Origin of the sequence: uncultured Bacteroides sp., from assembly GCF_910585845.1 — a bacterium.
Lineage (GTDB): Bacteria > Bacteroidota > Bacteroidia > Bacteroidales > Bacteroidaceae > Bacteroides.
Genome location: NZ_CAJUHF010000012.1, coordinates 22,545 through 45,629 on the forward strand (window position 1 = coordinate 22,545; position 23,085 = coordinate 45,629).

Annotated in this window: 21 protein-coding genes and 1 pseudogene; 7 read left to right on the top strand and 15 right to left on the bottom strand. The window is 50.6% G+C overall.

What is annotated here, in order from left to right:
* The first annotated feature begins 64 nt into the window (after positions 1–64).
* Positions 65–1,078 (top strand): Rpn family recombination-promoting nuclease/putative transposase, encoded by a 1,014-nt coding sequence (locus QZ323_RS05320; RefSeq protein WP_294633426.1) that lies wholly within the window; start codon positions 65–67, stop codon positions 1,076–1,078.
* Between the two features lie 62 nt (positions 1,079–1,140).
* On the opposite strand, the gene QZ323_RS05325 is transcribed toward QZ323_RS05320, so the two are convergent.
* The 3 genes from QZ323_RS05325 to QZ323_RS05335 are packed head-to-tail and all read right to left on the bottom strand — an operon-like array spanning position 1,141 to position 3,405.
* On the bottom strand, positions 1,141–2,304 hold the full coding sequence (locus tag QZ323_RS05325; protein ID WP_294633428.1) for a metallophosphoesterase: 1,164 nt from the start codon (positions 2,302–2,304) through the stop codon (positions 1,141–1,143).
* Positions 2,292–2,918 carry a hypothetical protein gene (locus QZ323_RS05330; RefSeq protein WP_294633430.1) on the bottom strand — a complete coding sequence of 209 codons (627 nt, stop codon included), beginning with the start codon at positions 2,916–2,918 and terminating at the stop codon, positions 2,292–2,294. Before QZ323_RS05330 ends, QZ323_RS05325 begins: the two co-directional genes overlap by 13 nt.
* 1 nt (position 2,919) lies before the next feature.
* A complete protein-coding gene (locus tag QZ323_RS05335; RefSeq protein ID WP_294633432.1) occupies positions 2,920–3,405 on the bottom strand; it encodes a sigma-70 family RNA polymerase sigma factor in 486 nt (161 codons plus the stop codon).
* Between the two features lie 435 nt (positions 3,406–3,840).
* Between QZ323_RS05335 and QZ323_RS05340 the strand changes: the two genes are divergently transcribed.
* From QZ323_RS05340 to QZ323_RS05350, 3 genes are read left to right on the top strand one after another with little or no spacing between them, the layout of a single operon-like run.
* Positions 3,841–4,665, top strand: a complete 825-nt coding sequence (locus QZ323_RS05340) for a hypothetical protein (RefSeq protein WP_294633434.1) — start codon at positions 3,841–3,843, stop codon at positions 4,663–4,665.
* 7 nt (positions 4,666–4,672) lie between these two features.
* Complete coding sequence (locus tag QZ323_RS05345) at positions 4,673–5,542, top strand: porin family protein (protein WP_294633436.1); 870 nt, start codon at positions 4,673–4,675, stop codon at positions 5,540–5,542.
* Positions 5,543–5,571: 29 nt separating this feature from the next.
* The gene (locus QZ323_RS05350; protein ID WP_294633438.1) at positions 5,572–6,420 is read left to right on the top strand and encodes an outer membrane beta-barrel protein; all 849 of its coding nucleotides are present in this window, start codon (positions 5,572–5,574) and stop codon (positions 6,418–6,420) included.
* Positions 6,421–6,443: 23 nt separating this feature from the next.
* On the opposite strand, the gene QZ323_RS05355 is transcribed toward QZ323_RS05350, so the two are convergent.
* From QZ323_RS05355 to QZ323_RS05365, 3 genes are read right to left on the bottom strand one after another with little or no spacing between them, the layout of a single operon-like run.
* Positions 6,444–7,346, bottom strand: a complete 903-nt coding sequence (locus QZ323_RS05355) for a vitamin B12 dependent-methionine synthase activation domain-containing protein (protein ID WP_294633440.1) — start codon at positions 7,344–7,346, stop codon at positions 6,444–6,446.
* 3 nt (positions 7,347–7,349) lie between these two features.
* Positions 7,350–8,702, bottom strand: a complete 1,353-nt coding sequence (locus QZ323_RS05360) for a dihydroorotase (RefSeq protein ID WP_294633442.1) — start codon at positions 8,700–8,702, stop codon at positions 7,350–7,352.
* Positions 8,703–8,752: 50 nt separating this feature from the next.
* A complete protein-coding gene (locus tag QZ323_RS05365; protein ID WP_294633497.1) occupies positions 8,753–9,490 on the bottom strand; it encodes a polyprenol monophosphomannose synthase in 738 nt (245 codons plus the stop codon).
* A gap of 100 nt (positions 9,491–9,590) precedes the next feature.
* On the opposite strand from QZ323_RS05365, the gene mfd reads away from it, so the two are divergent.
* Entirely contained in the window at positions 9,591–12,974 is a 3,384-nt protein-coding gene (gene mfd, locus QZ323_RS05370) for a transcription-repair coupling factor (protein WP_294633499.1), read from the top strand.
* Between the two features lie 216 nt (positions 12,975–13,190).
* Here mfd and QZ323_RS05375 read toward each other — a convergent pair whose 3' ends face one another.
* The 5 genes and pseudogenes from QZ323_RS05375 to QZ323_RS05395 form a co-directional block, all read right to left on the bottom strand.
* Complete coding sequence (locus QZ323_RS05375) at positions 13,191–13,307, bottom strand: transcriptional regulator (protein ID WP_294633444.1); 117 nt, start codon at positions 13,305–13,307, stop codon at positions 13,191–13,193.
* Between the two features lie 5 nt (positions 13,308–13,312).
* The gene (locus tag QZ323_RS05380) at positions 13,313–13,924 is read right to left on the bottom strand and encodes a DJ-1/PfpI family protein (protein WP_294633446.1); all 612 of its coding nucleotides are present in this window, start codon (positions 13,922–13,924) and stop codon (positions 13,313–13,315) included.
* Positions 13,925–13,927: 3 nt separating this feature from the next.
* On the bottom strand, positions 13,928–14,272 hold the full coding sequence (locus QZ323_RS05385) for a DUF3795 domain-containing protein (RefSeq protein WP_294633448.1): 345 nt from the start codon (positions 14,270–14,272) through the stop codon (positions 13,928–13,930).
* Positions 14,273–14,301: 29 nt separating this feature from the next.
* A pseudogene (locus QZ323_RS05390) lies at positions 14,302–14,568 on the bottom strand (zinc ribbon domain-containing protein); the annotation flags it as partial.
* A gap of 425 nt (positions 14,569–14,993) precedes the next feature.
* Entirely contained in the window at positions 14,994–15,620 is a 627-nt protein-coding gene (locus tag QZ323_RS05395; RefSeq protein WP_294633451.1) for an HU family DNA-binding protein, read from the bottom strand.
* A gap of 430 nt (positions 15,621–16,050) precedes the next feature.
* On the opposite strand from QZ323_RS05395, the gene QZ323_RS05400 reads away from it, so the two are divergent.
* Together QZ323_RS05400 and bla are read left to right on the top strand one after the other, a co-directional pair.
* A complete protein-coding gene (locus tag QZ323_RS05400) occupies positions 16,051–16,425 on the top strand; it encodes a helix-turn-helix domain-containing protein (protein WP_294633453.1) in 375 nt (124 codons plus the stop codon).
* A gap of 108 nt (positions 16,426–16,533) precedes the next feature.
* Positions 16,534–17,457: a class A beta-lactamase gene (gene bla / locus QZ323_RS05405; protein ID WP_363174845.1), complete on the top strand. Its 924-nt coding sequence runs from the start codon at positions 16,534–16,536 to the stop codon at positions 17,455–17,457.
* Here bla and QZ323_RS05410 read toward each other — a convergent pair.
* The 4 genes from QZ323_RS05410 to QZ323_RS05425 form a co-directional block, all read right to left on the bottom strand.
* Positions 17,393–19,285, bottom strand: a complete 1,893-nt coding sequence (locus QZ323_RS05410) for a YgiQ family radical SAM protein (RefSeq protein ID WP_294633455.1) — start codon at positions 19,283–19,285, stop codon at positions 17,393–17,395. The two genes, bla and QZ323_RS05410, sit on opposite strands and share 65 nt — an antisense overlap.
* Before the next feature lie 124 nt (positions 19,286–19,409).
* Positions 19,410–19,628: a sulfurtransferase TusA family protein gene (locus tag QZ323_RS05415; RefSeq protein ID WP_294633457.1), complete on the bottom strand. Its 219-nt coding sequence runs from the start codon at positions 19,626–19,628 to the stop codon at positions 19,410–19,412.
* A 126-nt stretch (positions 19,629–19,754) separates the two neighbouring features.
* Positions 19,755–20,066 (bottom strand): hypothetical protein, encoded by a 312-nt coding sequence (locus QZ323_RS05420; RefSeq protein ID WP_294633501.1) that lies wholly within the window; start codon positions 20,064–20,066, stop codon positions 19,755–19,757.
* Positions 20,067–20,142: 76 nt separating this feature from the next.
* Positions 20,143–23,043 carry a xanthan lyase gene (locus QZ323_RS05425; protein WP_294633459.1) on the bottom strand — a complete coding sequence of 967 codons (2,901 nt, stop codon included), beginning with the start codon at positions 23,041–23,043 and terminating at the stop codon, positions 20,143–20,145.
* Positions 23,044–23,085 lie beyond the last annotated feature (42 nt).

A 23,085-nucleotide genomic window follows, 5' to 3' on the forward strand; every position in this document is an offset into this window, starting at 1 on the left:
AGGACTGTCGGTTGGAAGATAGATAAACTGTAGTTATTTTAAATAAAATAATAGAATAAAAATTATGTGTTCACAGGGATTAATAGATAGGTATATCAATTTTTATACTGATTTTGCATTCAAGAAGTTGTTCGGTACGGAGATGAACAAGGATCTTCTGATCAGTTTCCTCAATGCCTTGTTGCATGGGCGTGAAAATATATCGGACATCACTTATCTGAATGCCGAACATCTGGGTACCCAAGAGTATGATCGCCGCGCTGTATTTGATGTGTATTGCAAGAATGAGAGCGGTGAAATGTTCGTGGTGGAGATGCAAAAGGGTGAGCAGCAGTTTTTCAAGGACCGCAGTATCTATTATTCCACTTTCGCGATCCGTGAACAGGCTCCACGCGGAATCTGGAATTATGAACTTAAGGGTGTATATACTATCGGTATTCTAAATTTCTGCCTTCCCGGCATGGAGCATACGGACGATTTCTATCATGAGATAAAGTTGATGGATATCGATACGAAGTCTGTGTTTTATGATAAGCTGACGTTTATTTATCTGGAGATGCCCAAGTTCACCAAGACGGAATCGGAACTTGTGACTTTGTTTGACAAATGGCTTTTTGCTATCCGTAATTTGGCTTCTTTGATGGAACGTCCCCAGGTGTTGCAGGACAAGGTTTTCGGGCACTTGTTTGAGGTGGCGGAGATAGCCAAATTCAACCGTAAGGAGAGATATGAATATGAGGAGAGCTTGAAAAATTACCGGGATTGGTTCAGTGTGATGGAGACGGCAGAGATAAGAGGACTTGAAAAAGGGATGAAAAAGGGTATCGAGCAAGGTCTTCAACAAGGTCTTCAACAAGGTATCGAACAAGGTCTCCAACAAGGCATTGAGCAAGGTCTCCAACAAGGCATCGAGCAAGGTCTCCAACAAGGCATTGAGCAAGGTATCGAACAAGGTGTTGAGCAAGGACGTTCGGAGGAAAAGATGGGGAATGCCAGTAACTTGAAAAAACTGGGGGTACCAGTTGAAGTTATTTCACAAGCTACGGGACTTTCTAAAGAAGTGATTGAAAAACTCTAACTTACTTGATGCCTTGCAATATCTTGATATAAGCATATGATATGCGATATTTTATATAGAAATCACCTGCGTAGGGTTAGTACCGTGATTTCCGGCCATGCCCCAAAGCGGAAGGGTAGACCTACGTAACCGATACCGATATTGACATATAGCCCCCTGTTGCCCTCTGTGTAGAGCCCTCCCCATTCGGGATATATCAGTGAAGCAAGCGAATAGCCCAGTATGATGCTCTGCATAGCATGCGTATGTCCTGCCAGCATCAGTTCAATGTCTGTAGTCGGCAATACTTCCCGCCTCCAGTGTGTGGGGTTGTGGCTCAGGAGGATGCGGAACATGCCCTCGGTGCCTTCTGTCGCTTTCGTCAGGTCGGCGAATTGTGAGAAGGGAGGTTCGCCATCGTTTTCTACACCAATTAGAGCAATGCTGTCCCCTTGATGATGTAGTATGGCATGGTCGTTGTTCAGTAGTCTCCAGTCCATAGATGCTTCTTCGTGGAGTAGTCGTTTCAAATTAGCGGTCTGCTCCTTGGGATCTTTCCAATGGTAATAGCTACCATAGTCGTGATTGCCCAAGACGGAATACACTCCATTGCGGGCATACAGACGAGACAAGATGGGTTGGAACCCGTTTAGTTCGCAACTGCGCTGGTTGACCAGGTCGCCGGTGAAGACAACCAGATCGGGATGTTGCTCGTTGACCAGTTCTACCAGTTTTTCTATGGAAGCCGGGTCTTCGGTCCAACTGCCGATATGTATGTCAGACAGTTGCACAATGCGGTATCCATCGAAGCCTTGGGGCAGGTGGGGATGATGGAACTCGACTTCCTTGACTTCGAAACGGTTGATGCCGAACAATGTACCATAAAGGATGGAAAAGAAAACCACCGCGCCTACGGTTAACCCGGTAACCGTGAAGGGCAGACGGCACCAATGCAGAAGGCGATGGAATAACACTCCTATTAATGAAAAAAGCATGAATAGAGTCTTGGGTATGGCAAACAGGAAGACGCCGACAGTTAGTTTCCCAATGGCGTAGGCGTGGTGTGCCATAATGTTCTCACCGCTGGTGCATAACAAGATGCAATAGCCGGTTGCCAGTAGGAGGGTAGGCAACCAGTAGGCGATGCGGAGCCGGATATTCCGGGTTTTGTGCAGGACATGCACATAGTAGATATACGTATCGGGAACGACTAAAAAAAGGAGGAGGAGTAAAACTAATCTGTACATATCTGTTTTAGTTCTTCAATGTTTTTTCTTGCGTTATTGATATTTTTGTAGACCACTTTCTTGTAGAACAAGTAGATGACAGCGACGTCGAATACGATGAAGACCAAGATTAGTACGGTTTGGATTTTCCAGTCCGCCCTATAGTACCCCATCACCCAATAGTTGAGTACATTGAACAGTATCGCCCATATCGAGGTGGCAATGATCTCATACTTGGTCCATCGGCGGAAGTTCTCCATACGTTTACTGACAACGGCTATCGGCATCTCGTCTATCCGGGTATCCATCATCCACCGATAGGTTCTGTAATCCCACCAGATGCCCGCCAGTATGCTGACACAGAGGAAAACCACAAATGTGTTGATTTTAGGTTGCCATTCTGCACTGATATGAAAGACGGACGGTATCAGCCAAATGGTCAGGAGTAGTGTCAGTCCTACTATTCCGATGCTCAAAGAGAGGCGTTGCAGGCTACTGAGGCGTCCTATGCTTTTCTGTGCATCCGCTTTATGGGTGGCAATCATCTTCGCAATCTGCGTTTCGTCAGTCAGTTTTTTCCGCTTCAGATGTTCGTCCAGGGTGTTCCAGCTCTTCTTCAGTTCATCCAGTTCCATATTATTCCTTCTTATTCATTTTTTTAAGTTTGTCTTTAATCCGGCTGATTCGGGTGGCGACGTTTGTCAGTGTCAGTCCGGTGATTTCAGCAATTTCTTCGTAGCTTTTCTCTTCCAGATAGAGCAGGATGATGGATTTCTCCAATTGTCCCAGCCGGTTGATCATCCGGTAGAGTTGCTTCAGCATGGTTTGCATCTCGTCCGACTCCTCTATGCGGTCTGACGCTTGGTTCAGTGCCACGATTTCGGGAATATTTTTCTCTTTGCGGATGAAACTGATGCAAGTGTTCAGGGCGATGCGGTATATCCATGTGGATATCTTACATTCTCGTCTGAACTTGGGGTAGGCTTTCCACAAGTTGAGTACGACGTCTTGATACAGGTCGTTGAGCGTTGCATTGGGTGTGGTGTACAGGTAGCACACCTTATAAATGACGCGTTCATATTCCCGTATCATGGACAGGAACTCTTGTTCTACGTTCTCCATGCTTTCGTTTTAGTTGCTTTGATATTGTTAGTTGCAAAAGTAGTCAGAAAATCACAAAGGGTGGTATATTTTTTGTCCGGTTAGTTGTATTTTTCGTATGCTTATGTGGGAAAAGAGTTATTTTAGTTAAAATATCCCGAAAATACGTTTGCTTATATTAAATATCTACTCTATTTTTGCTTTGGTGAAGCAAGGGAAAGGTCTTATTTTAAACTTATTTAAGTTGCCTTCGAGAGGGGGATCCGGTCCTTATTTTGTCCGCTTTGTTTCCGTATTTTTTTCTGTTCTATAGGGTTGGACAAACTATGGAGCAGGTATGGAGTTGGTATGGAGCGGGTATGGAGGAGAACTTTTGTCGGTTTCCGGAATATTTCATAAAATGGTTTCGGGATGTTGTGTAACTGGATTTGTAATGTTATATAAATATAATACGATATGATGAAAAAGAATTTTTTTGTTGGAGGATGCTTGGCGGCGTTGCTGTGCTTTTCGGCATGTGATGTCGATGAACCCATGTTGCCGAGTTTCCCTGTTTCTGAGATTACTCTGAATAATGTGATTAACTTGACGGAAGGAGTACCGGAACGGGTATATCAGGAGGGAGAGACCTTTGAAGACCAGTCGTCTCCTGTGTATTATTTTAGTGGACGTGTGGTCCGGGATTCGTATTTGCAGAATTTGGAAGAAGTGCGCATTGGCATATCGCCTGTGAAGGAGTATTTGTTGGATGAGAATTTTGGGAATTACATGTATGGAAATGGGGTAAAAACTGAGGTATGCAGTGTTTATGATGAAGATTCATATCAGTACATTTGGTCGTTCGACAGGGAGCCTTGGGAGGCTGGTACGTATTATTACCGGACTGTGACTTATGCATGGGGTATATACAATACTCCCGGTATACTGGGTGAGTGCTTGAATGAACCTTATAGTCGTGTGTACAGCGAGATAAAGTCCTTTACAATTCCTTCCATGTACCTTCCGGATATATCGTCTTATTTCTTGTATGATACGGGAATCTATATACGTTTTAAACTTCGTGATACATTGGAGAATGCACCCCGCATAGGGATATGTTTTACGAAAGAAGAGAATGCACCTGTGATTGCAGACGGATGCAGAGAAAAAGAATACCAACCGGACATTGATTATTATTTCTTCGATTATCCGGGGGAAAGAGGAATTTGGAATGTGCGTCCTTATGTCAAGTTATCCGACGGGACGGTAGTTTATGGTTATGTTCGTAAAATGCAAATCTGACAGTAGTATGAAAAGAGTGATTATGACGATATGCCTGATGGCAGCTGGTGTGGCAGCCCTCATGGCGCAGCAGACACGTGATGTGAAAGGTGTGGTAACGGACAAGAAAGGTGTCCCCGTGGTGGGTGCTGAGGTACTTGTGGAAGGCACTACGATCAGTACGATTACTGACTTGGATGGTAATTTCCTCTTGAGGGAAGTGCCGGTGGAGGCAGGAAAGGTCATTGTGACTTCCGTCGGCATGAATACGGAAGAGATTGACATCAACAGTCCGATTATGCTGGCTTCGCGCCCCCGGAAACTGTCGTTGGTGGTGGAAGCCGGGTTGGACGGAAGCCGCTATACGGTGAATAGTGGCAATGCCCTGATGGGCTATCATGTCGGTGTGGGATTGGAAGTACGCCGGTCGAAGCGGTGGGCGTTCAGGCCGATGCTGCAATTGGCAAGCCGGGGTACGGAGTATGTCTATTCCGATGAACGGTATGAGTTTAAGGAGACCTGGAAGCCGTTGGTGCTGGATATGCCTTTGAACTTTCTGTTGAGGTATGAACTGGGTAGTCGGATGAATCTGGTGTTCTCCTTCGGTCCTGTGTTGTCGTGGGGACTTAGCGGTAAGGTGACTTACGGCGGAACTGGAATGGAAGAAAAGGAATATGAGATATATAAAAAGATGTATCCCAGTGATTGGGGCGGTCCAGACCATGCGTTGCTGCATCGTTTCGGAGTGGGGCTGACCTATGGGGTAGGCGTAGAATACAAGAAACTGCTGGTAGGAGTGGTCGGCAAGAGCATGCTCATGATGACGGAGGATGACGGCATCAATACGGCCGAAGAGCACAACCTGGTGTTGGGTGCCAGTGTATCTTATCGTTTTTAACTATCTAATATGTATAAAGAAATAGAATCATGAAAAAGATTATCATATTGCTTGTGGCAGGATTATGCTTTTCGGGTACTGCCTTGGCGCAAGGGCTGAATCTGAAGGGTCGTTTTATTGATAAGGATTATTATCCGTTGAAGGGTGCAAAGGTCACGCTGAAAGGCACGAATCAGAGCACTACTACAGACAAGAAGGGAAATTTCTATTTTGAAAATGCTCCGCTGACGTCCGATTCACTTTTAGTGGAGAGCACGAAGAAAGACCAGACTATCTCGTCATTGGTAATGGTCAGGATGGACGAACAGTTCGTTCCGAAACGTTTCTCTTGGTTTGCAAAGGCAGGCGTGGGAGTCAGCTTGATATCAGATGGAATAGGGGTAAAGAAGCCTGCGTTCCATCTTGGTGCAGGTATCGACCTTAAACTTTCCAAGCATTGGTCTTTCCAGCCTGCTCTTCAGTTTGTGTATAGTAATATGTGGACTGAAACAGAGATGGATGTTGTTTCACCTGATGGGTACACTTATTCTTCATACCGTGATGTCGAATATGAGGTAAACACTTTGGAATTGCCGCTTACTTTTGCGTTGAAGTATTATTCGAAACGGAGCCGGGGAGTTATGATAAACTTCGGACCTTATGTTTCTTATGGTTTGAGCGGGAAGACTAAGATAGAACCTGATAGCTATTCTTCGGGATATGAGAATATACCGACTGAAATAGACTTGTTTGGCAATCATTTCGGGGGAGGATTCGCCTATGGCATCAACTGGGACATAAACCATATTCTGTTCGGTTTCACCGGACGTGTGGGGGTAATATCCAGTGAACTGGATTCCCGCGTGGGAATAATGTTTGAAGTGGGATACCGCTTCTGAACGACACCGGGGGATCCGCACACCTATAGGTTGGCAGCTAAGAACCTGCTTACTTTCTCTACTGCCATCCCCCGGCGTTTTGCATAGTCCTCCAACTGGTCTTTCCCTATCTTCCCGACCGCGAAATAGCGTGCGGCGGGATGTGCAAACATCAGTCCGCAGACAGTGGCATGAGGGTACATTGCCCCGTTTTCGGTCAGGCTGATTCCGATTTGCCCCATGTGCAGTAGCTTGTCCAGCAGAAAGTTGACCGACTGGTCGGGCAGGGAAGGATAACCCACGGCGGGACGTATGCCCTGAAAATCTTCTTTCAATAATTCCGGAATGCTGAGATTCTCTTCTTTGGCATATCCCCAAGCTACTTTACGTACATATTCGTGCATTTTTTCCGTGGCAGCTTCGGCAAGGCGGTCGGCAAGCGTCTGAACTAACAGATGCTTGTAGGGGTCGTCCGCGTGCAACAGTTCCACTTCTCCGTCGCATGAGGCGGCAAAGATGCCCACCGTATCGGTTACGCCCGACGAAAGCGGCCGGACAAAGTCGCTCAGGCAGAGAAAAGGAGCACCGTCCGGCTGAGGTGTCTGTTGGCGAAGCAAGGGGAGGGGTATGCCGTCCAATAGCAGATTATCCCCGTCGGCATTCGCCTTGCAGAGACGGTAGACGGAGTGTACGCGGAAATCCCGGTCCAAGAGGTCGAGCATCCGGTTTGCCTCCTTCAGTAGCTGCATGGCTTCGGCTGCCTTGGCGCGTTCCTCTTCCGGAAAGCCTGCAAGCCACATGGCACGGCAGGCGTCGCATCCATGAATGTGGGCTATCGTTGCAAAACGGGGTTGGAATCCCCAAGCATGAAAAAAGTAAAGCCAGTTCACGTAGGGAACTACTTCGTGGATGGAGTAGGTCAGTACTTCGGTTACGTTGTTGGGCATACGTTATTGGGGTTGATCGAATCTCAGTTCTTCGCCGCGATAGGCTTCGTCTACTTTTCCGTCACTGTAAATCAGGTGCCCGTTGGCAAATGTCTTCTCCACTTTCCAGTGGAAAGAGCGTCCTTCGAGCGGGCTCCATCCGCATTTGCTCAAGATGCCGTCGGCGGTGACTTCCCACTGTCCGGAGTGGCTGACCAGTACAAGGTCTGCCTGATATCCCTTGCGGATATAGCCTCGTTTGCGTATGCCATATATCCGTGCAGGCGCATGGCACATTTTCTCCACAACGGTTTCTATGGGGAAGACACCTTCTTCCGCCAGTTCGAGCATGCAGACCAAAGAGTATTGAATCATGGGCATGCCTGACATGGCTTTCAGTGCACCGCCCGCTTTCTCGCTCAGCAGGTGAGGGGCGTGGTCGGTGGCAATCACGTCGATAAGTCCGCTCTTTACAGCTTCCCGCAAGGCAAGGCGGTCCCCTTGTTTCTTGATGGCGGGGTTACACTTGATGCGTGTGTCCAGCTCCTTGTGGTCGTGCTGTGTGAACATCAGGTGGGCGATGCATGCTTCGGCTGTGATCAGCTTGTCTTCCGGCAGTTCGTCGCTGAACAGTCGCAGTTCCCTTGCCGTAGAGACATGGAGCACGTGCAGGCGTGCGCCTGCCAAAGTGGCCATGCGGACAGCCAGTTCCGTCGAAGAGTAGCAAGCCTCCGCCGAACGTATGAGAGGGTGGCGGCTGATGGGGACGTCGGGACGGTTGGCATACAGCTCTTTGTAGTGTTCCGTATTCTTACGGATGATGTCCTGGTTTTCGCAATGGGCGGCAATCAGCATGTCGGTGCCATTGAAGATATTCAGCAGGCTGCTCGTCTTGTCCACCAGCATGTTTCCGGTGCTGGAGCCCATGAAGAGCTTGATGCCGCATACGCGGTTTTTGTCCAGTTTGTGGAACTCTGTGTGGTTGTCGTTGGTGGCGCCGAAGTAGCAGGAGTGGTTGACGATACACTTCTCGTTCAGCAGCTCCATCTTCTGTAGCAGGGCTTCAATGGTGGTAGTCTGCGGTTGCGTGTTGGGCATGTCCATGATGGAGGTAACTCCACCGGCAGCTGCGGCGCAGCTCTCGGTGAAGATGTCCGCTTTGTGCGTCAGTCCGGGGTCGCGGAAGTGCACATGGTCGTCGATGATACCCGGCAGCAGGTAGTAGCCTGTGGCATCTATGGTTTCATCGCAAGGAGAGGTGGGTGCTTCTCCGCGGGTCAGCACTTCGGCTATCATGCCGTTCTCAATCACGACGGAGCCTTTCACCGAACGTCCCTCGTTCACTATCGTTGCGTTGTGTATCAGTGTTCTCTTCATAAATTCAGTGGATAGATGATGGTTGATAATTGACAGGAGGCAGCGACGGATTACGATTTATATTTGTGGAACAGGCTGTTCCATTTCAGTCGAATCACCCCGAAGACTGCTTCCCCAAAGATACTGCTATTCATTTTTGAAGTGCCCAGTTCACGGTTGATGAAGATGACGGGAACTTCTTTTATTTTGAAACCATATTTATAGGCAGTGAACTTCATCTCAATCTGGAAAGCATACCCTTTGAAGCGGATGCCGTCGAGGGGAATGGTCTCCAGCACCTTCCGGCGGTAGCACTTGAATCCTGCGGTGGTGTCGTGCACCGGCAGTCCGGTGATGACGCGCACATATTTCGAGGCAAAGTAGGACATCAGCACGCGCCCCATGGGCCAGTTCACTACGTTAACGCCGCTGACGTAACGCGAACCAATGGACACGTCGGCACCCTCTTCGGCACAGGCCTTATACAAGCGCGGAAGGTCGGCAGGGTTGTGACTGAAGTCGGCATCCATCTCGAAAATATACTCGTAGTGATGCTCCAGCGACCACTTGAAACCTGCAATGTAGGCGGTTCCCAATCCCAGTTTCCCTTTTCGCTCTATCATGAACAGGCGTTCGGGAAATTCCTGTTGTAACGTTCTGACAATGGCGGCAGTTCCGTCGGGTGAGCCGTCTTCGATGATAAGGATGTGGAATACTTTCTCCAGGGCGAAAACGGCACGGATGATGTTTTCGATGTTCTCCCGTTCGTTATATGTGGGAATAATGACAATGCTGTCCGATGTTTGCATATTCATAAAAAAGGGGGTTTTTATTGGGAACAAAGTTAAGCGTTTTCCTTTATATACGAATTAAAACTAAGGATTATTTAGTAATTTTGCGCCCGTTATGATGACAATTACTGAGCTACAACAACGATATGCCGCTCATCCCAATGCGGAAGCCATGAGGGGCTTACTGAAGAATCTGTCCGTGCGCACCCTGTTTTGCGAAGGATTGTGCGCATCCGCCGCCTCGCTGTTTTCGTCCGTACTGGTGCAGCAGGCGGAGTGTCCTTTTGTTTTCATCCTGGGCGACCTGGAAGAGGCAGGATATTTCTACCACGATCTGACCCAAGTGTTGGGAACGGAGCAAGTTCTCTTCTTCCCCTCCTCTTTTCGCCGTGCCATCAAGTACGGACAGAAGGATGCGGCAAACGAGATTCTGCGCACCGAAGTGTTGAGCCGCCTGCAGAAGAACGAACCGGGACTATGCGTCGTGACCTATCCCGATGCCTTGGCGGAAAAAGTCGTTTCGCGTAAGGAACTGGGAGACAAGACGCTGAAACTGCATGTCGCCGAACAGGTGGACATGAACTTCATCTCCGAAGTGCTGCGCAGCTATGGCTTTGAGTATGTGGATTATGTCTACGAACCGGGGCAATACGCCGTGCGTGGTAGCATCATTGATGTCTTTTCCTTCTCGTCCGAATACCCCTTCCGCATAGACTTCTTCGGCGATGAGGTGGAAAGCCTGCGTACCTTCGAGGTCGATTCCCAGCTTTCCAAAGAGAAGAAGGAGAGTATTGTCATCGTCCCCGATTTGAGTCGCAGCTTGGAGCAAGGCGGGACAGGCGGAATGGTCTCTTTCCTCGATTTCCTGCATCCCGACACCGTGCTTGCCATGCGCGATTTCCTTTGGCTGCGCGAACGCATTCAGGCGGTGCATGACGAGTCGCTTACTCCGCAGGCCATTGCAGCCCGTGAGGCGGAAGAGAACGGAGCCATCTCTCTGGAGGGTAAGCTCGCCGATGCCGGAGAGTTTACCGTGCGTGCGCTCGACTTCCGTCGTCTGGAGTTCGGAGGCAAGCCCACCGGTACACCGGATGCTGTTGTCTCTTTCAAGACTACCGCACAACCCATCTTCCACAAGAACTTCGATCTGGTGGCGAATGCCTTCAAGGAGTACCTCTCACTTGGATACGACCTGTATATATGCAGCGACAGTCAGAAACAGACCGACCGTATCCGGGCTATCTTTGACGACCGTGGAGACAACATCTCCTTCACCGCCGTAGAGCGTACCTTGCACGAGGGATTTGCCGATAATACCTTGCGTCTCTGCATCTTTACCGACCATCAGCTGTTCGACCGTTTCCACAAGTACAACCTGAAGAGCGATAAAGCCCGTAGCGGAAAAGTCGCCTTGAGCCTGAAAGAGCTCAACCAGTTCACGCCGGGCGATTATGTAGTACATACCGACCACGGTGTGGGACGTTTCGCTGGACTGGTGCGTATTCCCAATGGCGACACGACGCAGGAAGTGATGAAATTGGTCTATCAGAATGAAGACGTTGTCTTTGTCTCCATTCATTCCCTGCACAAGGTTTCCAAATACAAAGGGAAGGAGGGTGAAGCTCCTCGTCTGAATAAGTTGGGTACGGGTGCCTGGGAAAAACTGAAAGACCGCACTAAGTCCAAAATCAAGGACATTGCCCGCGACCTTATCAAACTTTACTCCCAACGCCGCGAAGAGAAGGGATTCCAATACAGCCCCGACAGCTTTCTGCAACGGGAGTTGGAAGCCTCTTTCATCTATGAAGACACGCCCGACCAGAGCAAGGCGACCTCCGATGTGAAAGCCGATATGGAGAGCGCCCGCCCGATGGACCGTCTGGTGTGCGGCGACGTAGGTTTCGGAAAGACGGAGGTTGCCGTGCGCGCTGCCTTCAAGGCGGTGACGGATAATAAACAGGTGGCCGTGTTGGTGCCCACCACCGTATTGGCGTACCAGCATTTTCAGACTTTCCGCGACCGTCTGAAAGAGCTTCCCTGCCGCGTGGAGTACCTGAGCCGTGCGCGTACTGCCGCCCAGTCCAAAGCTGTGGTGAAAGGACTTGCTGCCGGAGAGGTGAACATCCTTATCGGTACCCATCGCATCCTCGGCAAAGATGTGAAGTTCAAAGACCTGGGGCTGCTCATCATTGACGAAGAGCAGAAATTCGGCGTGAGCGTGAAAGAGAAGTTGCGCCAGCTGAAAGTGAACGTGGATACCTTGACCATGACCGCTACGCCCATTCCCCGTACCTTGCAGTTCTCTCTGTTGGGTGCCCGCGACCTCTCGGTGATACAGACACCGCCACCCAACCGCTATCCGGTACAGACCGAAGTGCATACCTTCAATGAAGAAGTCATCGTCGATGCCATCAACTTCGAGATGAGCCGCAACGGGCAAGTCTTCTTCGTCAACAACCGCATATCCAATCTTGTCGAGCTCAAATCGTTGATAGAGCGTCACATCCCCGACTGCCGTGTCTGCATCGGTCACGGTCAGATGGAGCCGGCGGAGCTGGAGAAGATAATCTTCGACTTTGTCAATTATGACTATGACGTGTTGCTTGCTACTACCATCATCGAAAGCGGTATCGACATCCCCAATGCCAACACCATCATCATCAATCAGGCACAGAACTTCGGTCTTAGTGACCTGCATCAGATGCGTGGACGCGTGGGGCGCAGCAACAAAAAAGCCTTCTGCTACCTGCTTGCTCCTCCGCTCTCTTCCCTCACCCCCGAGGCGAAGCGCCGCTTGCAGGCCATCGAGAATTTCTCCGACTTGGGCAGCGGTATCCATATCGCCATGCAGGACCTTGACATCCGCGGTGCGGGAAACATGTTGGGTGCCGAACAGAGCGGATTTATTGCCGACTTGGGCTATGAAACCTATCAGAAGATACTTTCCGAAGCAGTGCATGAGTTAAAGACGGATGAGTTTGCCGACCTCTACGCCGAAGAACTGAAAGGAGACGGTACGGTCAGCGGCGAGCAGTTTGTGGACGAGTGTCAGGTAGAGAGCGATTTGGAACTTCTGCTTCCGGCAACCTACGTGACCGGTAGCAGTGAGCGCATGCTCCTTTACCGCGAACTGGACAGCTTGGTGCTGGACAAGGATGTGGAGGCCTTCCGTGCTCGTTTGGAAGACCGTTTCGGTGCTGTTCCGCCGGAGACGGAGGAGTTGATGCGTATTGTTCCGCTCCGCCGTCTGTCCGCCCGTATGGGAGTGGAGAAGGTATTATTGAAAGGCGGGCGCATGTCTCTGTTCTTTGTCTCCAATCCGGACAGTCCCTATTATCAGAGCCAGGCGTTCGGCAAGGTCATTGCCTATATGATGAAATACACCCGGCGTTGCGACCTACGCGAGCAGAACACCCGGCGTAGCATGTTGGTGAAAGATGTGCGGACCGTGGAAGAGGCAGTCAGCGTGATGCAAGAGATGGTGGCGATGCAGGTGGAGTAAATGGGGTATTGCAGTGAAAACTATAGGATAGTCTATCGTCCGAATTGAATCGCAACCCCGATATTGAGGAATGTGATATTATTCTTGAACCAATTATGATTCACTCCGTCATCATATCCGTCTGTGTTGAAGAGGCGTCCGTCCGGATTGACAAACCAGTCGGCGGCATCTTATCAGGGTAACTTTTGATGAAAGCGATGTTGTTACAGGCAGTTATTACACATTTTCATTGACGTAGATGACGTCGTCACCCATCATCTTACGCGAACGTACCTCTCCCAAAGGAGCAAGTACGTCGCAGATGAATTCTATGAAATCAGTAGAACAGGCCATGGCTTTCAATCTTGGGGGAATAGGGCGCAGAAACCTTGTTTGTTGAATTGATAATACATTTCGATGCGTTCAGGCGTATCGTTCTCAAGTAACAGCAAGAGTTCTTTGGCAAATTCAAGCGTGGCGGAACCGTTGGCGGTTACGATGTGTTGGTCGCTGACGGCTTGGGCGTGGATGTAACCATCGGGATTGGTATAGTTACTACCGCCCCAAAGTTTCAGTTGCTCCAGTCCGTTACCAGTATGCTTCACGGCATTCAGGAAACCATGCTGAGCCATGAATGAAGCGGCATTGCAGATGGCGCCGACAATCTTTCCTTTCTCTATGGCTTGCCGCACAATCGGCACTACCTTTTGGGCAACAGGCGTGCTCCAGCCGAAGCCGCCGATCAGTACCAAGGCGGCATAATCGTCGGGCATGGTGTCGAACGAATAGTCCGGCAGGGCGCGGAGGCCTCCGATGGATTGCACCGGTTCCAGTGTCGGGGCAACCACCTTGTTGATATACTTCGGGTTGGCTTTCAAAGCCATTTCATCGGAGGCGATGGCTTCCGAAAGATAGACTGTTTCGTGGTTGGCGTAGTCGTTCAGCAGCAGATATAATACTTCGTTCTTCATAATTTATTTCTTTTTAATGGTTTGACATCTTCGTTGGGTCATCTCTTCGGCAAAGGCCTGTTCGCCATGCTCCTTGATGTAGCGGATGCAGGCAGGGCGGTCGGACTTGAACAGGAAGGCGAAAAACTTCCCTATCCAGTTGGAGAATACTTTGCATTCTTGCACATTGCGCGGACACTCGGCACAGGTATTGAACTTGTTTCCTAGGCAGCACGAGCGTATCCTGCACCAGTTCGCCTTGTCGTTTTGCTTGCATCCGGGACATTTCCCGGTCAGGAACTTGCGGCAAGCTCCGCAGTAAAGGCCGCAAGCGGCAATGTTTTGCGTATCGGACACGATTGTCTTCATAAGTATCAGACGTTAGAGTGAATGTCCGCCTCTTTCCACCGCTTCAGGTGGGGAAAGTATTGCAGCATCTGTTCTTTGGCTTGCAGGGGAGTCAGTTCCTGACCTGTATGCGCATTCATCTGGTCTAAGAATTGCAGGCAGAATTCCACCATCTGGTTCATGGTGAAATCTTGTGTGAACTTGCCGTCTTGGTAGCAATAGACGCAATAATCCTCACTGCGGCTTCCATCCGCATTTGTCCCTCTGTTCTCATCGGTCAGGGGCATACCGCAGCTTTGGCAGAAATGTTGTTCCATATTAATAGGAGGTTGAATGCCTGTCAACTCCCGATACAGGCGGTTATAAAAATGTAAAGCGTGGGAACTGCAATGCCATTTTAAAGTTGAGGTCCTGAGAAAACCTTTGATACAAATATGGTAATAGCAGCCCACGCTATATGCGTGAGAACCACTATGCTACCTCTTGTATCAAATTCGAAATTTCTCAGGTTTCAACTTTACAAGATAAGCATAACGCTTTCTTTCTCTAATACGTTACGGACGGAGTCTATTCCCAATCCGAATGCAAATGTATAAAAAATCCGTAATATAACTACTGCTGAGGGCTAATATTACGGATTTTATTCATCTGTTTATCGGTATTTCGATGAAACTATAATTATACATAATATGGTGATTTATAGCCCAAAATCGGCAATAAATCATCATATACGTTATCTATCCTACCTCTTCCTGATATACACCTTGTGCGACCCTCTTCCCGTTGTTCCGATGCCGCTGTCGGGCGTTTCGCTCCACAGCTTCAGTTCGCGTGCGGCAGCGTTGCGCAGTAATCCTGTGAGTTGGCAGTAGTCGGTGACTTTCATCAGCGGGTGCTGTTCCAGATAGTCTTGTGCCATCTTCAGGCGTTGTTCCGGTGTGTATTGCTGCGAGGAGCGCTGGAACTTCCATTTGGAACGGTCCAGGTAGCAATGCCGCCCCGTCTCCTGTATGAACTCTTTGTCGGCACGGAAATTGATGTTCTTGATGCAGATGCTCATGGCGTTGCGTTTCTTGCCTCCCGGTTCGGCACTTTCGCGGTCGAAGCCTTCGCGCAGCCCTAAGGAGGGAGTGAATACACCCAATCCATCAATTTTCACCGAGTGTCCTTGCCCCATTTCGCGGGCGATGGCTTGGGTGAGCGACCTTACCAACCCGATGATGTCGCCGGGGGTGAAGGTACTGGCATAGTTGATGTGTTCTGCCAAATAGTTCAAATCCACTTGTCCCCAAATCTTCATGCGGGGAAAGAGTACTTTTTCGCCTTCCTCGTTGGGAAGCGTCAATTCTTGCATCTGATATTCTGCCATGATACTGTGATTTAAGAAGAAGTAATCTGTTGTCCCGTTCAAAGTATGGTAGAAAGCTGCTTTTACTCCTGTCGGAAAAAGGGATTACTCCCGTTATAAACTTGTTTAACTTGCTGCATAAACTTCATCTCGCGTCGCGAGATGTATATCTCGCCTGCCGGGATGTACATCTCAGCCGCAGAGATGTGCATCTCAGCAGCTAAGATACAGTTTTTCTTTGGGATTAACAAACTTTCTGACGGTGAAGTGACGTTTTTTTCCTATACAGAAGGGTGCTTGCTACTATTGTTTATCCGGCTAAATCCGATGCCTTGTGGATGGAAGGTTAAGGCGCCTGTTCGTTTGGATGTTTGTTTTTTAAAAGAATTTCTCTTTGGTGATTAAAAAGCATTTGATTACTTTTGTAGAGCGAATAGACATCCCCTATATTATGAATAGAACAACCATAGAAGATGCCGTATTTCCGGGTTGCCCCATACGGAACATCCTGTCGAGATTTGGCGATAAATGGTCGCTGCTGGTTATATACACACTTGACAGGCAGAACCGGGCTGTGCGATTTAAGGAGTTACAGCGTGAGATTTCGGATATTTCACAGAAGATGCTGACCGTGACGTTGCGCACACTGGAAGAAGACGGCTTTGTGACACGCACGATATATCCGGAAGTGCCGCCTCATGTGGAATATGCCTTGACGGAAAGGGCGAAATCATTACTCCCGCACATCAATGCCTTGATTGGTTGGGCTTTGGAGAATATGGACGCGATTCTGAACGATAGAAAGGCGGCTGTAGGAAAAGGATAATATATACTCGCAGGTTGAATTGAATAATATGTATTTATGGCAAAATTGAGAAAAACTTGCATTACTGTTTCGGGCATTATCTTGATGGGACTGGTGATATGGGGGCTTATGTCGCTGTCATTGGAAACGGGGAAGAGGGAGAAGGGATATACGGATGTCCTGACCGATACCATCGCTCAAATCGTGTCGGGCTATCCCGGTGAGATAGGCGTGGCTATCATCATAAACGGTACTGATACCGTTGCGGTCAACAATGCGCCTGTTTATCCCATGATGAGTGTGTTCAAGGTTCATCAGGCGTTGGCTGTTTGTCATCGGTTCGACCGTGACGGGCTTTCGCTCGATACTTTGATGACGATACGGAGAGACGAACTTGATGCCCATACCTGGAGCCCCATGCTGAAGGAGCATCAGGAGCCGGTGATGACGTTGTCGGTTGGAGATTTGTTGCGTTATACGCTTCTGCAGAGCGACAACAATGCAAGCAATCTGATGTTCGAGAAATGGGTAGATGTGGCGGAAACCGACCGCTTCATTGCGACGCTCATTCCCCGTGCGAGTTTCCGGATAACCTATACGGAGTCGGAGATGGCAGCCGACCATGCCAAAGCATACTCCAACTGCACTTCGCCTCTTGGGGCAGCGATGCTGATGGAGCGGTTGTTTACCGATAGCCTGGTGAGCCGTGAGAAGCAAGCCTTCATCCGAAAGGCGTTGAGCGAATGTGTGACCGGTAAAGACCGGATAGCGGCCCCCCTCGTCGGAAAGGAAGGGGTGAGTCTTGCCCACAAGACTGGTTCCGGCTACGTGGATGAAGAGGGCAGGCTTGTCGCCCACAATGACGTAGGCTACATCTGCCTGCCGGGCGGTGTGCGCTATACGTTGGCGGTGTTTGTCAAAGACTTTAAGGGGAATGAGTCGCAAGCCTCACAGGCTGTGGCATGCATATCGGAGTGCGTGTATTCTGTTATCGCTTCCCGCCGTATAGCTTGTCTATCAGATCCTGCCGCCCTATCTTCTTCAGTTCATTGATGATGTTCCGCCGCTCTTCGGGCTTATACCAGAAGAAGAACTGCCGCTGTGCCAGCTTCTCGCGCGGAGTCTTGGCACTGAACACCGGTTCCAGCGTATAGGGGTGATACCCTGTGTACCAGGCTTCGGTGGAGACGGTCATCGGGGTAGGGGTGAAGTCTTGCACCTGCTCCAGATGGAAGTCCAGCCGCTTGGTGATGACGGCAAGTTCCGCCATGTCCTCTTCCTTGCAGCCGGGATGGCTGCTGATGAAGTAGGGGATAAGTTGCTGGCGCAATCCTTCCTCACGGTTGATGCGGTCGAATATCTTCTTGAACTCACTGAACTGACTGAACGGAGGTTTGCGCATGATGCCCAGCACACGCTCCGAGGTATGCTCCGGAGCTACTTTCAGGCGGCCGCTGACGTGGCGGGCTATCAGTTCGCGGGTGTATTCTGCTGTGCTCTTGTTCACTTTCGGGTCTTTGCTCTGGTGCAGAAGCAGGTCGTAGCGCACGCCGCTGCCGATAAATGACTTTTTGATGCCGGGTAGGGCATCCACTGCATGATAGATATCGAGCAGCGGACGATGATCCGTATTCAGATTGGGGCATACCTTGGGGTGGATGCACGACGGGCGTTTACATTTCCGGCAGAGCGTCTCATCCTTACCCTTCATCCGGTACATATTGGCCGACGGTCCTCCAAGATCACTCAAATAACCTTTGAAGTCGGGCAGTTCCATCACGGCTTTCACCTCTTTCAGGATGCTCTCCTTGCTGCGGCTCACGATGAACTTTCCCTGATGGGCGGAGATGGTGCAGAAGGCACATCCGCCGAAGCAGCCCCGGTGCAGGTTGATGGAGAACTTGATCATGTCGTATGCCGGTATGCGCTTCCCCTTATATTTGGGATGAGGCAGACGGGTGTAGGGCAGGTCGAACGAGTGGTCCAGTTCCGCTTCTGTCAGGGGAGGATAGGGAGGATTGACGACGACCGTCTGCTTGCCTACCCGTTGCAGGATGCGTGAGGCGGCGTACTTGTTGCTCTCTTCCTCGATGTGGCGGAAGTTGGCGGCCTCTTTCCTTTTGTCCTTCAGGCACTCTTCGTGCGAGAAGAGGGTGATATCCTCTTCTTGCGGACTGACTTCCTTATCGAGGTAGACCATCTGCGGGATGCCGGCAATCAGTTGCTTGAACTCTTCCGGAGCGATGGTTTTCTCTTCTGGAGCGACGGGGCTGTTCGCATCTTCGATATTGGCGGTATCAGCCAATTTCTGTTTCACTCTTCCGGCGAGTTCCACCACAGGCTTCTCTCCCATGCCGTAGATGATGGCATCGGCTCCGCTGTCTACCAGAATGCTGGGACGCACGCGGTCTTGCCAGTAGTCGTAGTGTGTCAGCCGCCTCATGCTTGCCTCGATACCGCCCAGCACGACGGGAACGTCCGGATACAGTCTTTTCAGTATCTGCGTATATACAATGGTGGGATATTCGGGGCGCATGTCCGGACGGCCATCCGGAGTGTAGGCATCGTCGCTGCGTAGCCGCTTGTTGGCTGTGTATTTGTTCACCATGCTGTCCATGCAGCCGGGGCTGATGCCGAAGAACAGCCGGGGGCGTCCCAGCTTCTTGAAGTCGCGCAGGTCGTCGCGCCAGTTGGGTTGGGGAACGATGGCTACACGCAAGCCTTCCGCTTCCAGGATGCGGCCGATGACGGCAGCACCAAAAGAAGGATGGTCCACGTAAGCGTCGCCGCTAAAGAGAATTACGTCCAGTTGATCCCATCCGCGAAGCTCCACTTCTTTCTTGGTGGTGGGCAACCAGTCTGTCAGTCGATATTCTTTCATGAGGCAAAATGATAAGTCAGACATAAGAACAGGGCAATACCTCCTTATATTCTTATGTCCTTTTGTCTATAAAAAAAAGCAAGATAATGTGTCTCGTCAGTCTATGCCAGTGACTCTTGCATGTTCATGACTGCTTGGCAAACTGCACTGTCATCCGTTCTCCGTCGTAAATCTCACGGAAACCGATCTGTTGTTCGGCAAGATACTCCTTCAGGTCATTGAAGGCGGAGGCATCGTCCATGATGATTTCCAGCTTCTCGCCCTTTCCCGCCTGGCATAAAGCCAGGATGGCGGGAATGAGCGGGCTGTAGTGCTTCTGACCGCAAGTGTCGATTGTTTTCATCTCCGTTTATTCGCTGTTATTTTGCTGTTATACTGCTGTTGTTCAGCTGTTATACTGCTGTTGTTCAGCCGTTATACTGCTGTCGCTCTGCTGCTATACAACTATCGTTCTGCTGTCATTCTTCCATTATTCTTCTGTAGGGTCTTGTTTGGAGAGCCATTCTAGATAGAGCTTGATCAGTTGCTGCAGGCCGAAGGCTTTCATGTTGTTGTGGTATATCACGTCGATACAGAGGTCGAGCAGGTCCTTGCTGTCCTCCTCTTGTGAGGCGATGAGGGAACGAATGTTCAGTCTCAGTTTTTCCAGGACGGATTCGTCTACAATGCCGTTGCTGTCAATGAGATGGCAGAAAAGCCCGTACTTCTCGATGGTTGTCAGATTGTCTTCGGAGATCTCTAAACTGCGGGTACCGCTGGGGTTGGCTTGTATGGTGTACATCATCTTCTATATTTTTTAAAGGTTTATACTCAGAGAGCAAAGATAAGCGTTATTTTTTATAGCCACGTATCGTTTCCTACTTTTTTGCTTGAAAGAATTGCAGGATAGAGGCCATAAGGGCATTGCGTGCCGTCTCCTGCCTGATACTTTCCAATGGGAAACCCATGACGAAAGTGCGGTAGTTGCCTCGATAAGCGATGGCGGCACTCTGATTGCCGTCCGCATAGGTCAGTACGGTGAATGCCGGGGCTGTAGGCAGGATGCATTCCGGCGCAGTTATGGCGTATGTCTGTTCGTTGGGCAGGCGGGGGAGGGTGAAGGTGCGTTTCAAACCGTTGATGTCGCTGGACGGGGTATCGTTCATGGACTTGCCGTACGTGTACTTCAGGATGTTCTGCGTAAACTCCCGGTCGCTTTGCAAACGGTCCATGTCGCTGCCGATGTAGGAGCCGCTCACAAGAAGGTTGCCGCCGGACTGGCAGTACGCCGCCAATGCACGCTGCATGGGGGCGGGGAAGGTCTTGTAGGATACGTTACCGGCCGGATTGCTTTGCCGGTCTTCCTTTTCCAATCCGAGGATGTAGTCTACGACGTCGTAGACTTCCAGCGGGACATTACTGCTTTCTACGGCTTCATCGCTGCATGAAACAAAGCTGTAGCCACCTGCCGCCTGTATGGCTTTCCCGTGTATGAACGGGTAGTCGAAAGAGTTTCCGGCTATTCTGACTCCTTCCCATTCCTCTCCGCTACGTCCCAACTCCTGCCCTGCCTGCTTGCGCGAAAACTCGGTCTGGGCACCGCAAAGGGAGATATCGTACAGGTAAGGCACTCCCGGGTCTTGGGACAAGTCGAATCCGGCTTCGGCGGGAGTATCTATGATGGCCGGACCACTCAGACGGTCGAATCCGTTGATAATCAGGACGCGCCCTTGCTCTTTCTTAGCCTGACAGGCAGTTAGGATCTCAGAGGGGAAACTCTCTCCTCCGCGATTGACAGCGGTGACCTTGAAGGAGTAGACGATGCCAGGCTCTATCGTGACCGTATGTGACGGGCTGCTTACGCGGGTTCCGTTGTCGAATCCGCCGCGTCCGATGCGGGTGTAGACGATGTATTCGTGTGGCTTGGCAGTGGGTTCCAGCAAGTCTTCTTCGCCTTTCCAGGAAAGCTCCAGCGTATTCTTCTTCTTGCCGAAGCGTACGGCAAAATGGCTTACGGGAAGGGGCTGCACGACATACTCCTCTCCGTGTTGGCTGCACAGATATCGGAGGATGGCCTTATAGAGGGAGCGCCCCACGGTGAACTTGAAGCGGGGATCGTGTCCGAGGCGCATGTCGGCGAAGTTCTGGTGCGAAAGCAGTTCCACGATGGTGGACGGTACGGCAGGCAGTCGGGTCTCACTGTAGTTGCGGTTCCACAGGCTACGGCGTGTCCAGTCGATGGCATAACGGGACTGGATATCCCGTTGGAGCTGTGTGAGCAGGAGGTCGGACAGGTCGCGCGAGGCATACCGGTCGGTGCCGCTTGCCAGTACACCGTCGTTGAATTGGGTGGTACAGATGCCCAGTGTGCCAATGATCCGGTCTTCGTTGCTGACTCCCGCGTCGCTGTGCAGTGCCATGGTCATCTCGAAGGGGACTTCCAACCCTTGCTCTTTGGGGTTGAAGAGGGAGCCTCCGGACAAGTAGTTGACCATTCTGGAGCGCGTGTTGATGTCGTCGGAGAGGTCATCCTTTCCCTCCCTCCCGCTGTATACGGGATAGGGCATGCCTGCCCATTGGGCAAAGTAACGGGCACCTTCCAGGTATCTGGGCACTCCGCTGGTGGTGCCTCCTCGGGCGATGTTTCCCATTCCGCCGCCGAAGCGTACAGCATCTGCGCAGACCACCCCTTTCTGCTTGCTCTCGTTGCTGAGCACTACCATGCCGTAGTCATTCTTTCCCTTGTCGAAGGAGAAGGTACCGAGGTAGACCCACGTGCCACCGCCAATCTGCTGGTTCACCTTGAATTCGGTGGTACCGCCGTTGTGGAAGACGATATACCGGGCGTCGCTTACGCTTTCCGGCAGGGTCTGATAGGAGACGTAGACGGCATATTCGCCTGTTTCCGGGATGTCGGGAACCCATTCGGCGAAGGCTTTGTCCCGCTTCTTCTCGGTGCGGGCGAAGCGTGCGCTCCCGCTGGCGAAGGGGTTCTCGCCATCCTGATAGACCGTCTTTCGTTGGGCGAAGCCGGGGCGTCCGGTTGGTTCCCACTTGGCTTTCCGACTTTTTACGTCCAGGTAGAGGGAACTTTGCGGGGTGTCGTTGTCTACGATCACTTCGTGTCGCTGGGTGTCCCTCTCGCGTGGGGTGAAGACGTTGGCACCGGCATTCTCCAGCATGGGGATGAGGTAGGGGAGGATGAACGACTGGGTGAACTGGTCTTCCGTCGTGCAGAACAGGCGGGGGCGTTGCCAGCCCCACTTGCCGGTCTTATGGATGAAGTATTTGCCGTGGCTTTGCCACAGAGCGATGTGCTTGCCTTCCAGTCCGCGGCTGATAGTGTAGGGGCGTGAGGTGCGTGTCACCCACGGGTCTCCTTTGTACTTCAGGTCGGTGTATAGGCGTGACTTGTCTTTTTTCCCTTTCCGGTAGATGTTGGGGATCAGGGCTTCGATGGGGCGTCCTCCGGTCCATACTTTCAGGTCGTAGTAGTTGACGGGACCCGGCAGAAGCTGCTTCAGATGGCGGTAGATGGCGTCTACGTTTTCCTGCCGGAAGGGCTGGTGGGAGAAGGCGGTGCCGGCGTAGATGTCCAGTTGCTTCTTCTGATGATTGACGCGGAAGCTGTCCAGGCGGCAGGTGCCGATGGTTGCGGCTGTGGTGGTGTACTCCTGGAAATAGGTGGTGAGGCGTTCCTGTATGTTCGCCTCGATGTCCTGTGCAAGGAGCGGGATGCCGTATAAGGCTATGATGAGTGATAAAATGGTTTTCTTCATATATGATGCTGTTTAGTATCCTTACGAACAGACAAATATACG

Bases quoted from the DNA above. Each gene is read 5' to 3' on its own strand.
- QZ323_RS05385 (WP_294633448.1), bottom strand. From the start codon at position 14,272: ATGAAGACAATCGTGTCCGATACGCAAAACATTGCCGCTTGCGGCCTT.
- QZ323_RS05425 (WP_294633459.1), bottom strand. From the start codon at position 23,043: ATGAAGAAAACCATTTTATCACTCATCATAGCCTTATACGGCATCCCG.
- QZ323_RS05355 (WP_294633440.1), bottom strand. From the start codon at position 7,346: ATGCCCAACAACGTAACCGAAGTACTGACCTACTCCATCCACGAAGTA.
- QZ323_RS05400 (WP_294633453.1), top strand. From the start codon at position 16,051: ATGAATAGAACAACCATAGAAGATGCCGTATTTCCGGGTTGCCCCATA.
- QZ323_RS05345 (WP_294633436.1), top strand. From the start codon at position 4,673: ATGAAAAGAGTGATTATGACGATATGCCTGATGGCAGCTGGTGTGGCA.
- QZ323_RS05350 (WP_294633438.1), top strand. From the start codon at position 5,572: ATGAAAAAGATTATCATATTGCTTGTGGCAGGATTATGCTTTTCGGGT.
- QZ323_RS05380 (WP_294633446.1), bottom strand. From the start codon at position 13,924: ATGAAGAACGAAGTATTATATCTGCTGCTGAACGACTACGCCAACCAC.
- QZ323_RS05330 (WP_294633430.1), bottom strand. From the start codon at position 2,918: ATGGAACTGGATGAACTGAAGAAGAGCTGGAACACCCTGGACGAACAT.
- QZ323_RS05340 (WP_294633434.1), top strand. From the start codon at position 3,841: ATGATGAAAAAGAATTTTTTTGTTGGAGGATGCTTGGCGGCGTTGCTG.
- QZ323_RS05375 (WP_294633444.1), bottom strand. From the start codon at position 13,307: ATGGCCTGTTCTACTGATTTCATAGAATTCATCTGCGACGTACTTGCT.
- QZ323_RS05335 (WP_294633432.1), bottom strand. From the start codon at position 3,405: ATGGAGAACGTAGAACAAGAGTTCCTGTCCATGATACGGGAATATGAA.
- QZ323_RS05365 (WP_294633497.1), bottom strand. From the start codon at position 9,490: ATGCAAACATCGGACAGCATTGTCATTATTCCCACATATAACGAACGG.
- bla (WP_363174845.1), top strand. From the start codon at position 16,534: ATGTCGCTGTCATTGGAAACGGGGAAGAGGGAGAAGGGATATACGGAT.
- QZ323_RS05360 (WP_294633442.1), bottom strand. From the start codon at position 8,702: ATGAAGAGAACACTGATACACAACGCAACGATAGTGAACGAGGGACGT.
- mfd (WP_294633499.1), top strand. From the start codon at position 9,591: ATGACAATTACTGAGCTACAACAACGATATGCCGCTCATCCCAATGCG.
- QZ323_RS05415 (WP_294633457.1), bottom strand. From the start codon at position 19,628: ATGAAAACAATCGACACTTGCGGTCAGAAGCACTACAGCCCGCTCATT.
- QZ323_RS05325 (WP_294633428.1), bottom strand. From the start codon at position 2,304: ATGTACAGATTAGTTTTACTCCTCCTCCTTTTTTTAGTCGTTCCCGAT.
- QZ323_RS05395 (WP_294633451.1), bottom strand. From the start codon at position 15,620: ATGGCAGAATATCAGATGCAAGAATTGACGCTTCCCAACGAGGAAGGC.
- QZ323_RS05320 (WP_294633426.1), top strand. From the start codon at position 65: ATGTGTTCACAGGGATTAATAGATAGGTATATCAATTTTTATACTGAT.
- QZ323_RS05420 (WP_294633501.1), bottom strand. From the start codon at position 20,066: ATGTACACCATACAAGCCAACCCCAGCGGTACCCGCAGTTTAGAGATC.
- QZ323_RS05410 (WP_294633455.1), bottom strand. From the start codon at position 19,285: ATGAAAGAATATCGACTGACAGACTGGTTGCCCACCACCAAGAAAGAA.